The following is a 14,264-nucleotide window of genomic DNA, read 5'->3' on the forward strand; positions in this document are numbered from 1 at the left end:
GATAGGGGCCAAACAATCCGATAATCGACTCAGTGTTCGATAAACGAACAGATTGTTACCTAGCTAACCTTCAAATGTGGGAGGGGCAAGCCCCCCACATTTGATCCCCGCCAGGCTTAGGTGGCGTCGGCATGGCTGACCATGCCCTTGATCACCACCGCAGCCGTGGCCAACGCCGCCGGGATCACCAGTGCCGTAAGCACCTGCTCGAAATTCCAACCCAGGCCCAGCAAGGTGGCGCCCATCCATGCGCCCAGAATTGCGCCGAAGCGGCCAATGCCAAGCATCCACGACACACCGGTGGCACGCCCCTGGGTTGGGTAGAACCGTGCGGCCAGGGACGGCATCGCCGATTGCGCACCGTTGACGCACATCCCGGCGATCAGCACGAGGGTCGCCAGTAGCGTGATATTGCCCAGGCTCTGCCCGACCGCGTAGGCAAACACTCCGGCCAACAGATAGAAGGTACCGATCACTTTGTGCGGGTTGAACCGGTCCATCGCCCAGCCCACGCCCACTGCACTCAACACCCCGCCAAACTGGAACAACGCGCCGATAAACGCGGCCTGTTCCATGCTGGCGCCGCTGTCGCGCATCAACGTGGGCAGCCAACTGGTCAGCAGGTACACAATCACCAGGCCCATGAAGTAAGTGAGCCACAACAGCAAGGTGCCGGCGCTGTAGGTGCCCGAGAAGATCACCGCGAACACATTGCGGGCCTTGACGGTTTTTTGCTCCGGCACGCTGAAAGCGCTGGCTTGGGCGACGATACCGGGCTCGATGGGGGCAAGGGTTTTGCGCACCTTGTCGGTGCCGCGATTGCGTACCACCAGGTAACGCGCCGATTCCGGCAACCACGCCAACAGCACCAGCGCCAGGATCAATGGCAGGATGCCGCCAATCAGCAACAGGCTGTGCCAACCGAAGGCGGGGATCAGCTTGGCCGAAATAAACCCACCGCCAGCCATGCCCAGGTTGAAGCCGCAGAACATGCTGGTCACCAGCAACGACTTATGGCGCTCGGGGGTGTATTCGGAGAGCAAGGTAGTGGCATTCGGCATGCCGGCGCCCAGGCCCAGCCCGGTGAGAAAGCGCAGCACCAGCAACTGATCGACATTACTGCTGTAGGCCGACGCCAAGCTGAACGCTCCAAACACCACCACCGCGCCCACCAACACGACTTTACGGCCAAAGCGATCGGCGAGCGGGCCGGAACCCAGTGCGCCGAACACCATGCCGATCAACGCGGCGCTCATCACCGGGCCGAGGCTCGCGCGATCGATGCCCCAGTCCTGGGACAGTGCCGGTGCGATAAAGCCCATGGCCGCTGTATCGAGGCCGTCAAGAAAGACAATCAGGAAACATAGAATGACCACGCGCCACTGATAGCGTGACAGTGGCTGGGTATTGATGAAGGACTGCACGTCCAGGGTGGTACCGACAGAAGGCTGATTCATTATTTTTATTCCACACCGATGGCGGGCTGACGACCTCAGGTCATCATTATTATTAGGCAGCTCCTCAGAGCGCTGCCGCACATTAATAAGCCAGGGGAAACACCGTCAATCGAGCCAACCGGGATCTGTGCGGTCACCGAACAGCTTAGGCAAACAACTGCGCACTCAACTCGCGGCTGGCGCTGAGCATGCTCGGCAAAAAGCGCTGCTCCAACTCACTGCGGCTGACCCGTCCGGCATGGGTGCTGACATTGAGCGCGGCCAGTACCTGGCCAGACGCGTCATACACCGGTACCGCAATAGAACGCAGGCCCTGCTCCAGTTCCTGGTCGACAATGCACCAGCCTTGCTGACGGACCTGTTGCAGGCATTCGAACAGGGCTTCAGGCGTGGTCAAGGTACGGCTGGTCTTGGTTTGCAGGTCGGCATGCTGGAGATAGTCCTGCAACGAAGCATCGTCGAGAGCGGCCAGCAAAATCCGCCCCATGGACGTGCAATACGCCGGCAGCCGCCCACCCACAGACAAATCAACGGAGATCAGCCGCTGGGTGGTGGCCGAACGGGCGATATAGAGGATGTCATCGCCCTCGAGGGTGGCCATGTTGCAGGCTTCATGCAGCTGCTCGCTCATGCGGTCCAGATAGGGTTGGGCCGACACGGCCAACGGTGTGGACGACAGATAGGCGTGACCAAGGGTCAGCACTTTAGGCAACAACGAGTAGGTGCGCCCATCGGTGGTGGCGTAGCCAAGCTTGATCAGGGTATGCAGGCAACGACGCACGGCGGCGCGGGGGATTTCGGTGCGATGGCTGATCTGGGCGATGGTCAGGTGCCGCTTGCGTTCCTGGAACGCCTGCACCACGGCCAGGCCACGGGCCAGGGAGGTCATGAAATCCGGATCACCGGTGAAGGCCTGGATGCGCTTGGCCGGTGATGCCACGATCGGCGGCGCCACTGATGCAAAGGAGTTGCGCAATTGATCGTTCATTTCAGGGGTCCTTTCTCTTGTTTTCACCACGGGAGGGTTGGCCGCCATTACAAGCCGTGCCGGACGCGATGCACAAGACAGCGCCGGCAACATTGGGCGATTATCGGACAATCATGCGATTATCGCAATTTGACCCGCACTGGCGCGCCCCCCTGTGGTCAACGTTTCAGATTTGCCTGATAAATCCAAAAAATGTGGCCGTTTACCCTGCCCTTTAGAATGAACGTAGACATTAGGATGACGGCGTTCACAAATACTGGCGCCCGCATGTAATAAAACCCTCACACAACGTTGACGCTTTTTAACTTCGTAGTGATAGTGTTATTCAAATGCGCCGCTATAATGCAACCTGTGCAGAGGTCAGCCCGGTATCACTATCGGAATTGGAGCTCGCCAGGCGCTGCGGGATGTATGCAGCGACGGTCACAATACCCGCTTAAAAGAACTGCCCTCAGGTCTGCATTCCAAGTTGAACAGTTCGACTGTTCAACCTGAAACCATCCGAGGACGACTTTCAGGCATGACGCTGCGCAATCAATAAACTTAACTCAATTAGGTAACACTGTGACGAAAGATGAACTGCGCGCGGAACTTGAGCGCCAGGAGCAACGTTACAAGGACGTCTACGGCGGGGAAGTCACCACCTACGCCGCGCAACCTGAGCCAGAACGCAAGCCATGGCGCAAGCGAGCCAGCCTGCTCGACCAAGCCTTTGCCCAGGAAATCCAAAAGATAGAACAGGAACTCAAGACTGAAGAGCCATAAGCACTTGCGTTCGAGCTTCCAGGGTCTGCTGTCTCTGCCGGTCCACCACTGGCAGAGGGCTCCATGGCGCACCGCCCGCTGGTCAGTAACCTACGGCCGCCAACGAAATTTCATACAAATGTTTCAGGCATGACATTTTCATGACCAACGCCGGTCTTTTCCGGCCTGAGCTTTATAAATCAAAGACTTGCCAAAGCCCCGAAAACCCTGGGATGCGTCCATCCTGGCGCCGGTTTTTCAATGAAGATTGTTACCGATGAGCAGCTAATGCATCGATTACCGATGTTTTCTGGCATAATCGCGCCCCCTTACGACCGGGTCAGAAAACCTTCATGATCGATTTATTCAGCGGACTGGATGCTTGGGTTCTAGTGAGCCTGTTGCTCGCCCTGGCCTTTGTCCTCGCCTTCGAGTTCATCAATGGCTTTCATGACACCGCTAACGCGGTGGCCACAGTCATCTATACCAAAGCCATGCCGCCACACCTTGCCGTGTTCTTCTCCGGGGTGTTCAATTTCCTCGGCGTATTGCTCGGTGGTGTCGGTGTCGCTTACGCCATCGTGCATTTGCTGCCGGTGGAGTTGCTGATCAATGTGAACACCGGCCATGGCTTGGCGATGGTCTTCTCTTTATTGGCTGCGGCGATCACCTGGAACCTGGGCACTTGGTACTTTGGTATCCCCGCCTCCAGCTCCCACACCCTGATCGGCTCGATCCTCGGTGTCGGCCTGGCCAATGCCCTGATCAACGACATCCCCCTGGCTGACGGTGTGAACTGGCAGAAAGCCGTGGATATCGGCGCGTCCCTGGTGTTCTCGCCGATGGCCGGCTTTCTGGTCGCAGCCCTGGTGCTGATCGGCCTGAAGTGGTGGCGCCCGCTGTCGAAGATGCACAAGACTCCGGACCAGCGCCGCAAGCTAGACGACAAGAAACACCCGCCGTTCTGGAACCGCCTGGTCCTGGTGATTTCGGCCATGGCCGTCAGCTTCGTACACGGCTCCAACGACGGCCAGAAAGGTATCGGCCTGATCATGCTGGTGCTGATCGGTATCGTGCCGGCGCAGTTCGTCCTTGACCTGGGCAGCACAACCTACCAGATCGAGCGTACCCGCGACGCGACCCTGCACCTGAACCAGTTCTACCAGCGCAACCACGAGACCCTGGGCGAGTTCCTGGCCCTGGGCAAAAGCGTGAAGGATGACCTGCCGGGCAAGTTCCGCTGCAACCCGCAGCAGACCGAACCGACGATCAACGCGCTGCTGGGCACCTTGAAAGGCGTTTCGGACTACCACTCGCTGACTGCCGACCACCGCATTGAAGTACGTCGCTACCTGCTCTGCCTGGACGACACCGCGAAGAAAGTCGGCAAGCTGCCAGGCCTGGATTCCCGTGAGAAGTCCGACCTCGACAAGCTGCGCAAAGACCTGACCGCCACCACCGAGTACGCCCCGTTCTGGGTGATCCTTGCGGTCGCACTCGCCCTGGGCCTGGGCACCATGGTGGGCTGGAAGCGCGTGGTACTGACTATCGGCGAGAAGATCGGCAAGCAGGGCATGACCTATGCCCAGGGCATGTCGGCCCAGATCACCACCGCCACCATGATCGGCTTCGCCAATATCTTCGCTCTGCCGGTGTCCACCACCCACGTGCTGTCTTCAGGCGTCGCGGGCACCATGGTCGCCAACAAGAGCGGCCTGCAAGGCGGCACCGTCAAGACCATCTTGATGGCCTGGATATTGACCCTGCCGGCGACCGTGGGCCTGTCGGCCGGGTTGTTCTGGTTGGCGTCCAAGGCATTGGGCAACTGATAGCCAGCCGGCCATAAAAAAGGTGCGATCCGCGAGGGTCGCACCTTTTTTTATATTCGCGGTTAGAGAAAAGCAGAGCAAAAAAAAGGGCGACCGAAGTCGCCCAAAATGCCTTGCGTGCCCATGTAATCCGGAAAAACCTAAGGTTTTTTACGCTTGTTCGCGTCTTTCCAGATAAAAAATCCAAACCCTACAAAAAACAGCACCATGAGGCTTACAGTCAGCACTCCGGCAAAAACCACATTATCGATAAACATGACCGGCCTCCTGCACTTGCCCTGTTGCGATAGGGCTAAGTTAATGGAGAAGGCGCAGTGGGAAATTGATCAGGATCAATGTCGCCCATAAGAGGGCGTAAAGAAGGGTAATAACTGACCTGCATCAATGGATGCAGGCTGTTTCAACGCTTTTTCGGTTTGTTTTTCGACTTCTTCTTGGTTTTTCCCAAGGGCATGGCTTGTTCAAAGGCTTGGCGCACTTCATTCAAGCGTTTGTCATTGAGGTCGTGTACACGCTTGGCGCGTTCGGCATTCAGGTCAATCAGCTTGTCGTCATCACTCATGGCTTGGCTTACGTCGTGGCGGGAATACCCCAATAATGCGGCCTGCCCCGTCCGACGGCAAATCAGCGGGCGACAAAATGCAGGGCATCGCCCAAAATCGGCACTTCCACTCGACCCAGGAGGCGCATCCAGGTGGCCTTGCACAACGACCTTCCACCGCTGCTGGCCCTGCGCGCCTTCGAAGCCGTGGCGCGGCACTTGAGCTTTATCAAGGCGGCGGACGAGTTGTCGGTGACCCAAAGCGCGCTGAGCCATCAGGTGCACAAGCTCGAACAGCATTTGGGCAAGCCGCTGTTTATCCGGCGTACCCGTGCGATTGATCTGACATTGGACGGGCAACACTACTACGATCAAATCCGCCCGGCCCTGGAAGCCATCGGCGCGGCAACTCGCAGCCAACGGGTGGCCCCCAGCGCCGGCGTACTGCGCATCGGCGTGCTGGCGTCGTTCGCCACGCTATGGCTGGCACCGCGCCTGGCCGACTTTCTGCAGCGCTACCCGCACATTCAGGTAGAGTTGCTGCCCGCGATCCAACTGGCCAACGTCGCCACGGCCGAGGTTGACCTGGCCATCCGTTACGGCAAGGGCGACTGGCCCGACGTGCAAGCCACACGCCTGATGCCCGAAATCCTGTCCCCGGTGTGCAGCCCGGGTTTCAAGGCCAGGCAGATGCCCCATGGCGCCTTGTTGATGGCAACTTCGCACCGCCCTTTCGAATGGACGGACTGGTCTGCCCATTACCGGGTCGACCTCAGCCCCTACCCCCGCGTCATGCTGCATGACTACAACATTGTGGTCGAAGCCACCGTGGCCGGCCAGGGTATCGCCATGGGCCGCCATCGCCTGATCGAGCGCAGACTCCAGGAAGGCAGCCTGGTCCAGGCGTTTGACTGGCCGCCCTATCACAGTGAAATCGGCTATTGGCTGATCGCACCCCAAGGCCCGCTCAGCCAAGCGGCCGAGTGTTTCAGCCAGTGGCTCAAGCAAACCTGCGCAAACGCGTGAGTTTTTTCGATACGTCGATTGAGATCTATCCGTTTGTCGGCCATCGCGTCAATCGACATGCTCAAACCTCCTGAACCTGGAGGCTTCACCATGACCGATTCCATCCGCCAACGCGTACACGCCCTCGGCCTGATACTGCCAACGCCCAGCCAGCCGGCGGCCAACTACATCAGCCATGTCATCAGCCAACACCAACTGTTTATCTCCGGACAAATTCCCCTGGTCGATGGTAAACCGGCCTACATCGGGCGCCTGGGCGATTCCCTCAGCGATGAACAAGGCACCCACGCGGCGGAACTGGCGGCGCTGGGCCTGCTGGGGCAATTGAGCGATGCGCTGGGGGACGACCTGTCGCGTGTAACGCGTACCCTGCGCCTGGGCGTATTCATCGCCAGCACTGCCGAATTCCAGCACCAGAGCGTGGTCGCCAATGGCGCCTCGAACCTGCTGGTCAATGCCCTGGGCGATAAGGGCCGACATGTGCGCACCGCCATAGGCGTCTGCAGTTTGCCTGCCGGCGTCGCCGTCGAGGTGGATGCCATTTTCGAGCTGCAACCGTGAGCGCGCTGGACATCCAGCAATTGCGCGACACCACGCCCGGCTGTCAGTCGGGCATCGTGCATTTCAACCACGCAGGAGCGTCCTTGCCCAGCCAGGCGACACTGGACGCCATCATCGAGCAGTTGCATTGTGAGGCCCGCGACGGCCCGATGGAGGCTGGCGAACGGGGCGCCGTGCTGGTGGAAAAAGCCCGCCGCGCCGCCGGACAGTTGCTCAATGCGCCGGCGTCGTCGATTGCCTTCACCAGCAGTGGCTCCACGGCCTGGAGCATGGCGTTCCAAGCGTTGGGGCCTTGGCAGCCGGGCGACCGCATCCTGGTGGGCCGCCATGAATGGGGCGGCAACCTGGCGAGCATGGCGCTGGCCGTGCAAGCGGGTGCACAGGTGGAGGTGATCCCCTGTGACGCCGCCGGCGCGGTCTGCCCGGTGGCACTTGAGGCAATGCTCGACGCCCATGTGAAGCTGATCGACCTTACCTGGCTACCGGCCAACAGTGGCCTGATCAACCCGGCCCAGGCCATCGGCGCGGTAGCCCGGCGGCATGCCATCCCCTACTTTATCGACGCCGGCCAAGCCGTCGGCCAGGTGCCAGTGGATGTGCAAGCGTTGCAGTGCGACGTGCTCAAGTCCGCTGGTCGCAAACACCTGCGCGGGCCTCGCGGTACCGCATTGCTCTATATACGGCCTGATTTTCTCCAGCACCTGAACCCCGTCCAGCGCGACGTGTTTTCAGCGCCCTGGACTGCCGAGGGCTTCGACTTGCGCAACGACGCCCGGCGTTTCGAAACCAGCGAAGTGTCCTTCGCCTTGCTGGCAGGCTTGGGCAATGCGTTGCAAGAGATCAATCGATGGGGGATCGAGCGGGTGTGGGAGAGGGTCTCGCAGACCAGCACACGAATCCGCGAAGCACTGCGTCAGCTACCGCAGATTACCCTGCACGACTTGGGCACCACGCATTCAGGTTTGATCGCTTTCAACCTGGCTGGCTGGGATAGCTTTGAACTCAAGCGGCGCCTGGGATTGAAGCGCATCAACATCGGCGCCAATGGTATCGCCTACACGCCGCTGGATATGCAAGCACGCGGGCTGGCAAGCATTGCACGAATATCCGTCAGCCCGCTCAACACCGATGTTGACATCGAGCGGCTGATGACGGCCCTGGTTGAACTGATCGATTAAACCTCGATATCCACCCACAGGCCCTGGCGCGGCGCATCTTCGATCAGCGGCGCCACGGGAACAGTGTTGTCAGCGTTGAGCAGGTCGCCGGGAATGGGCAGGTGCTGCTGCGCCTCATCGTCGGCTTCACGCTGGCGCTTCTGTTGCTCTTGCTGGCGACGTTGTTCTTCGCGCAGCAGAAAGGTCGATTGCTCGGCATCGCCCTTCTTCAGGTCGATGGTGCTCTCGTTGGAGCCCGGTTGAACGGGGACCACCGGCGGAATATCCGGCTTCTGGCGTGCCGGATCGAGTTGCGACGTGACCGGCACAACACTGACGGGCAGCATGGGTGGAAGCATGATAGTTATTCTCCTGATCAACAGGCTGTCGGCGGATGGCAAGGCGACTTGAGCACCGGCGTGCCAAGCTGTGACCCAGTCGACACTCGCAAGTGCCCGCCACCCGTCGATTCAACTCCCGGCGCACCTCACAAACAGCGTAGTTTTTGTCAGAGTCCTTGGGCGCAGGGGCTTGTTCCGTTAAGATAGTCGGCTTTTTCACGGCGGGAGTCAGGCAGCATGGCGCAGCAGTATCAACCGGGGCAACGCTGGATTAGTGACAGCGAAGCAGAGCTGGGGTTAGGCACCGTTCTGGCACAGGACGGGCGCTTGTTGACCGTGCTCTATCCGGCCACTGGCGACACCCGCCAGTATGCGCTACGGAATGCGCCCCTCACTCGCGTGAGGTTTTCGCCGGGTGACACCATCACCCATTTCGAAGGCTGGAAAATGACCGTACAGGAAGTCGACGACGTCGATGGCCTGCTGGTCTACCACGGCCTCAACGGGCAGAACGAGCAGGTCACCCTGCCGGAAACCCAACTGTCCAACTTTATCCAGTTCCGCCTGGCCAGCGACCGTCTATTCGCCGGGCAGATCGACCCGCTGGCCTGGTTCTCGCTGCGCTATCACACCTTGGAACACACCAGCCGCCAACTGCAATCATCATTGTGGGGCCTGGGTGGCGTACGCGCGCAACCTATTGCGCACCAACTGCACATCGCCCGTGAAGTCGCTGACCGTATCGCGCCACGAGTCTTGCTGGCTGACGAAGTGGGCCTGGGCAAGACCATCGAAGCTGGCCTGGTGATCCATCGCCAACTGCTCTCGGGCCGTGCCAGCCGCGTGCTGATCCTGGTCCCGGAAAACCTGCAGCACCAGTGGCTGGTGGAAATGCGCCGCCGCTTCAACCTGCAGGTCGCGCTGTTCGATGAAGAGCGCTTTATCGAAAGCGATGCCACCAACCCGTTCGAAGACACCCAGCTTGCACTCGTTGCGCTGGAATGGCTGGTGGATGACGAGAAGGCCCAGGACGCGCTGTTTGCGGCCGGCTGGGATTTGCTGGTGGTCGACGAAGCCCACCACCTGGTGTGGCATGAAGACAAGGCCAGCGCCGAATACAGCCTGGTCGAGCAGCTTGCCGAGGTCATTCCCGGCGTCCTGCTGCTGACCGCCACCCCGGAACAACTCGGCCAGGACAGCCACTTTGCGCGGCTGCGCCTGCTCGACCCAAACCGTTTCCACGACCTGCAAGCCTTCCGCGCCGAGAGCGAGAACTATCGCCCGGTTGCCGAGGCCGTGCAGGAACTGCTGGACAAGGGCCGCCTGTCACCGGCCGCGCACAAGACTATCCAGGGTTTCCTCGGTAACGAAGGCGAAGCCCTGCTCACCGCCGTCAACGATGGCGACAGCGAAGCCAGCGCCCGCCTGGTGCGTGAACTGCTTGACCGTCACGGCACCGGCCGCGTGCTGTTCCGCAACACCCGTGCCGCAGTGCAGGGCTTCCCCGAGCGCAAGCTGCACGCCTACCCGCTGCCGAACCCGGACGAATACCTCGAATTGCCTTTGGGCGAACACGCCGAGCTGTACCCGGAAGTCAGCTTCCAGGCGCAACCGGACATCGAGGAAGAAAACCGCTGGTGGCGCTTCGACCCACGGGTCGAGTGGCTGATCGACCAACTGAAAATGCTCAAGCGCACCAAGGTCCTGGTGATCTGCGCCCACGCCGAAACCGCCATGGACCTGGAAGACGCCCTGCGCGTGCGCTCCGGCATCCCGGCCACGGTGTTCCACGAGGGCATGAACATCCTCGAGCGTGACCGCGCCGCCGCCTACTTCGCCGATGAAGAGTTCGGTGCCCAGGTGCTGATCTGTTCGGAAATCGGCAGTGAAGGCCGCAACTTCCAGTTCTCCCATCACCTGGTGCTGTTCGACCTGCCGTCCCACCCCGACCTGCTGGAACAGCGTATTGGCCGTCTGGACCGGATCGGCCAGAAACACGTGATCGAACTGCACGTACCGTACCTGGAAACCAGCCCGCAACAGCGCCTGTTCCAGTGGTACCACGAAGCGCTCAACGCCTTCCTCAATACCTGCCCGACCGGCAACGCCTTGCAGCATCAGTTCGGCCCGCGCCTGCTGCCATTGCTGGAAGCTGCCGACGACGGCGAGTGGCAAGCCCTGATCGACGAAGCCCGTGCCGAGCGCGAACGCCTGGAGCAGGAGCTGCACACCGGTCGTGACCGCTTGCTGGAACTCAACTCCGGCGGCGCCGGTGAAGGCGATGCGCTGGTCGAAGACATCCTCGAGCAAGACGACCAGTTCGCCCTGCCGATCTATATGGAAACCCTGTTCGACGCCTTCGGCATCGACAGCGAGGACCATTCGGAAAACGCGCTGATCTTGAAGCCCAGCGAAAAAATGCTCGACGCCAGCTTCCCCCTGGGTGACGACGAGGGTGTGACCATCACCTACGACCGCAACCAGGCACTGTCGCGCGAAGACATGCAGTTCATCACTTGGGAACACCCAATGGTGCAAGGCGGCATGGACCTGGTACTGTCCGGCTCAATGGGCAACACCGCCGTGGCGTTGATCAAGAACAAGGCGCTCAAACCGGGCACTGTGTTGCTGGAACTGCTCTACGTCAGCGAAGTGGTGGCGCCGCGCTCGCTGCAACTGGGCCGCTACCTGCCACCGGCCGCCCTGCGCTGCCTGCTGGATGCCAATGGCAACGACCTCTCGGGTCGCGTGTCGTTTGTGACCTTGAACGACCAGTTGGAAAGCGTGCCACGGGCCAGCGCCAACAAGTTCGTACAGGCCCAGCGCGACCAGCTCACACCGCGCATCAACGCCGGTGAAGAGAAGATCGCGCCGCGCCACGCCGAGCGTGTGGCCGAGGCCAAGCGCCGCCTGGCGGCGGACACCGACGAAGAACTGGCGCGCCTGACCGCACTGCAAGCGGTCAACCCTACCGTGCGTGACAGCGAGCTGGTTGCCTTGCGCAATCAACGCGAGCAAGGCTTGGGCATGCTCGATAAGGCGGCGCTGCGATTGGAAGCGATTCGGGTGTTGGTGGCCGGCTGATCATTCGCTGCCAATTAGGAGGCCCGCTTAGTGCGGGCCTTTTTATTGGTCTTGAGGGCCTCATCGGGGCCAAGCCCTGTCCCACACTGACCGAGTAGGGTTCAGACAACTCGGTCAAATGTGGGAGGGGGCTTGCCCCCGATGGCGGCCTGACAGCCGACCAGAATGTTGGATCAGACCGCGTACATATCCATTGCTTCGGTAACGACCACTATTGGTTCCGCTTTTACAGCGGGTCACTTTTGAAAAGCGCAAAAGTAACCCAAACGCTCTTGCCCCACCACTCGGCACCTCGCCCAAGCTCGGTGTGCCCGTAATCCGACATTGATTTGGGGGGCCGCCGCCACGCGCCATCCATGGCGCGGGGCGGCTAAACCGGCATCCCTGCCGGTTTACCCCCCAAATCCCTGTCGAATTCCGGCCAGCGTGGTTTAACGGGGCGCCTGAGATCAAAAGCAGATCAAGATCAAAAGCGGCTCGCTGCGCATCGTGGTTACCGGCGGTCGCTACATCAAAGATGTGTAGATACCCATGCCCCGATAGGGTCACCTCGGTCTCATGCCGTTACCGCAGAAGCCGGCACTTGAACCCCACTCAGCCCATCCTTCATGCGCTTGGCATCGCGCACAAAACTACGTGACGCCTGGAACAAAAACAGCATGGTCAAGAACAGCGCCACCGGAATCAGGTACATGGCATCATGCAACCCCACGGCTTTATAAGCCTCAGTCATCTGCTCCGCTCCCGCCGCGTACATTGCCGAATGGGCAAAGTGATCAGACAGCCCGCCCACCACAATCGGTCCCATCCCGCCGCCGAGCAAATACAAACCGGCAAAGAACAGCGCCATTGCCGTAGCGCGCAGGCGCGGTTCGACCACATCCTGGATCGCCGTATAAACGCAGGTGTAGAAGTTGTAGGCAAACAACCAGCCCACACTGAACAGCGCGACAAACACGCCAATTTCTATACGTCCGGCATGCAAGGCCCAGGCGGTAGTCACCGTGGAGATAATCAAGCTGCACGCGGCAAACAGGAGACGGCCATTGGCGATCCGCTGATGAATCTTGTCGGCAATCCAGCCGCCCAGGGTCAAGCCCACCAGGCCGGTCAAACCGACAATCACACCCGTCGCGACAGCCGCATCCTGCAATGGCATCAGAAAATACCGTTGCAGCATCGGCACCAGGAACGAGTTGCACGCATACGTAGCAAAGTTAAAGCACAGCCCGGCGAGCACCAGCCAGAGAAAGGTCGGCACTGCCAGCACGCGACGGATCGGGCGGTCGACGCGCTCCTGGGAGACTTGCACGGTTTCCGCCGCGCCGCGCTTGGGTTCTTTTATATAGAACATGAACACCGCCAGGATCAGCCCCGGCACCGCCGCGATAAAGAACGGCGCACGCCAGCTGTCGAAAGCCTTGACCATCCAGCCGATGGTAAAGAACGCCAGCAACAGGCCCAACGGCAGACCGAGCATGAAAATGCCCATGGCTCGCGCACGGCGGTGGGCGGGAAACAGGTCGCCAATCAGCGAGTTGGCAGCCGGCGCATAGCTGGCCTCGCCAATACCAATGCCCATGCGCACCAGCAGGAAGCTCCAGAAACTGCCGACCAAGCCGTTGACTGCCGTCAGCCCGCTCCAGGCGAACAGGCCCCAGCCCATCAATTTGCTGCGTGAGCCAGTATCGGCCAGGCGCCCGAGCGGCAGCCCGGCGATGGCGTAGACAATGGTAAAGGCGGTGCCGATGATCCCGAGCTGGAAGTCGCTCAGGTGCCATTCCATGCGAATGGGCTCGATGATGATCGCGGGGATGGTGCGATCAAAGAAATTGAACAGGTTGGCGAGGAACAGCAGGAACAGAATGCGCCAGGCATTCGCCGCTTGGGTCGAGTTCTGCATGGGTCCGTCTCTTTTATTGTTATGAGAGCTGCGATGCCCGACGCATCCTGCCCGGTACCTGCAACATAATCAGGCTGGCAGCGGTTGTCTGTAATGATTCGTAAAGCTGATAGGGCATGATTTCACCCGATAACGCGGGATTTCACCCACAAAAATATAAGTGCTTGCCCCCCTTCCCAATGGCCTTGGCACGGATAGAATGGCGAGCCTTCCGTAGCACCCTCCTCTTACCTTCTTATTGATGACGCCCATGTCCGAAGCCAGTCCGTGTCTGAATTGCGGTGCCTGCTGTTCACACTTTCGTGTGTCTTTCTTTTGGGGTGAGTGCGCCTCATCCGGGGGTACGGTGCCCGATGACCTGGTGGTGCAGATCAACCCCAGCCGAGTGGCGATGATCGGTACCGACCAGAAGCCCGCGCGGTGTTGCAGCCTTGAAGGTGAGGTTGGGCAGGCAACCAGTTGCTCGATCTATGAACAGCGTTCCAGCGTATGCCGCGAGTTCGATTCTTCCTGGAGCCAGGGGGTGCAAAATGTCGACTGCGATGCGGCGCGCGCCGCGTTCGGCCTGCCCCCCCTTGAGGAGCAACACTTCGAACTGGAATTGCCCATCAGTGCTTAGCACCAAACGCTATG

13 protein-coding genes are annotated in these 14,264 nt (G+C 60.2%); 7 read left to right on the top strand and 6 right to left on the bottom strand.

What is annotated here, in order from left to right; genetic code table 11:
• Window positions 1-116 precede the first annotated feature (116 nt).
• Window positions 117-1,457 (bottom strand): MFS transporter, encoded by a 1,341-nt coding sequence (locus tag QZR30_RS01035; RefSeq protein WP_056847406.1) that lies wholly within the window; start codon window positions 1,455-1,457, stop codon window positions 117-119.
• 145 nt (window positions 1,458-1,602) lie between these two features.
• Window positions 1,603-2,445: a pca regulon transcriptional regulator PcaR gene (pcaR, locus tag QZR30_RS01040; protein WP_043049992.1), complete on the bottom strand. Its 843-nt coding sequence runs from the start codon at window positions 2,443-2,445 to the stop codon at window positions 1,603-1,605.
• A 564-nt stretch (window positions 2,446-3,009) separates the two neighbouring features.
• Between pcaR and QZR30_RS01045 the strand changes: the two genes are divergently transcribed.
• Together QZR30_RS01045 and QZR30_RS01050 are read left to right on the top strand one after the other, a co-directional pair.
• Window positions 3,010-3,210 carry a hypothetical protein gene (locus QZR30_RS01045; RefSeq protein ID WP_003189295.1) on the top strand — a complete coding sequence of 67 codons (201 nt, stop codon included), beginning with the start codon at window positions 3,010-3,012 and terminating at the stop codon, window positions 3,208-3,210.
• A 332-nt stretch (window positions 3,211-3,542) separates the two neighbouring features.
• Complete coding sequence (locus QZR30_RS01050; RefSeq protein WP_046071347.1) at window positions 3,543-5,018, top strand: inorganic phosphate transporter; 1,476 nt, start codon at window positions 3,543-3,545, stop codon at window positions 5,016-5,018.
• 140 nt (window positions 5,019-5,158) lie between these two features.
• Here the strand turns inward: QZR30_RS01050 and ccoM are convergent, their stop codons facing one another.
• On the bottom strand, window positions 5,159-5,275 hold the full coding sequence (gene ccoM, locus QZR30_RS01055) for a cytochrome c oxidase subunit CcoM (RefSeq protein ID WP_017530457.1): 117 nt from the start codon (window positions 5,273-5,275) through the stop codon (window positions 5,159-5,161).
• A gap of 143 nt (window positions 5,276-5,418) precedes the next feature.
• The gene (locus tag QZR30_RS01060; RefSeq protein WP_164484814.1) at window positions 5,419-5,580 is read right to left on the bottom strand and encodes a hypothetical protein; all 162 of its coding nucleotides are present in this window, start codon (window positions 5,578-5,580) and stop codon (window positions 5,419-5,421) included.
• Window positions 5,581-5,712: 132 nt separating this feature from the next.
• On the opposite strand from QZR30_RS01060, the gene QZR30_RS01065 reads away from it, so the two are divergent.
• The 3 genes from QZR30_RS01065 (at window position 5,713) to QZR30_RS01075 (ending at window position 8,324) form a co-directional block, all read left to right on the top strand.
• Window positions 5,713-6,585, top strand: coding sequence for a LysR substrate-binding domain-containing protein (locus QZR30_RS01065; protein WP_046071346.1), 873 nt, complete (start codon window positions 5,713-5,715; stop codon window positions 6,583-6,585).
• A 90-nt stretch (window positions 6,586-6,675) separates the two neighbouring features.
• Window positions 6,676-7,146, top strand: a complete 471-nt coding sequence (locus tag QZR30_RS01070) for a RidA family protein (protein WP_046071345.1) — start codon at window positions 6,676-6,678, stop codon at window positions 7,144-7,146.
• Window positions 7,143-8,324 (top strand): aminotransferase class V-fold PLP-dependent enzyme, encoded by a 1,182-nt coding sequence (locus tag QZR30_RS01075; RefSeq protein WP_311902855.1) that lies wholly within the window; start codon window positions 7,143-7,145, stop codon window positions 8,322-8,324. Before QZR30_RS01070 ends, QZR30_RS01075 begins: the two co-directional genes overlap by 4 nt.
• On the opposite strand, the gene QZR30_RS01080 is transcribed toward QZR30_RS01075, so the two are convergent.
• Window positions 8,321-8,662 (bottom strand): hypothetical protein, encoded by a 342-nt coding sequence (locus QZR30_RS01080; RefSeq protein WP_046071343.1) that lies wholly within the window; start codon window positions 8,660-8,662, stop codon window positions 8,321-8,323. The genes QZR30_RS01075 and QZR30_RS01080 overlap by 4 nt on opposite strands.
• Before the next feature lie 219 nt (window positions 8,663-8,881).
• On the opposite strand from QZR30_RS01080, the gene rapA reads away from it, so the two are divergent.
• Entirely contained in the window at window positions 8,882-11,728 is a 2,847-nt protein-coding gene (rapA, locus tag QZR30_RS01085; RefSeq protein ID WP_311902856.1) for an RNA polymerase-associated protein RapA, read from the top strand.
• Between the two features lie 556 nt (window positions 11,729-12,284).
• On the opposite strand, the gene QZR30_RS01090 is transcribed toward rapA, so the two are convergent.
• Window positions 12,285-13,631: a spinster family MFS transporter gene (locus QZR30_RS01090; RefSeq protein WP_046071341.1), complete on the bottom strand. Its 1,347-nt coding sequence runs from the start codon at window positions 13,629-13,631 to the stop codon at window positions 12,285-12,287.
• A gap of 250 nt (window positions 13,632-13,881) precedes the next feature.
• Between QZR30_RS01090 and QZR30_RS01095 the strand changes: the two genes are divergently transcribed.
• Window positions 13,882-14,250 (top strand): YkgJ family cysteine cluster protein, encoded by a 369-nt coding sequence (locus QZR30_RS01095; RefSeq protein ID WP_046071340.1) that lies wholly within the window; start codon window positions 13,882-13,884, stop codon window positions 14,248-14,250.
• Window positions 14,251-14,264 lie beyond the last annotated feature (14 nt).

The organism is Pseudomonas sp. rhizo25 (assembly GCF_031931935.1).
Lineage (GTDB): Bacteria > Pseudomonadota > Gammaproteobacteria > Pseudomonadales > Pseudomonadaceae > Aquipseudomonas > Aquipseudomonas synxantha.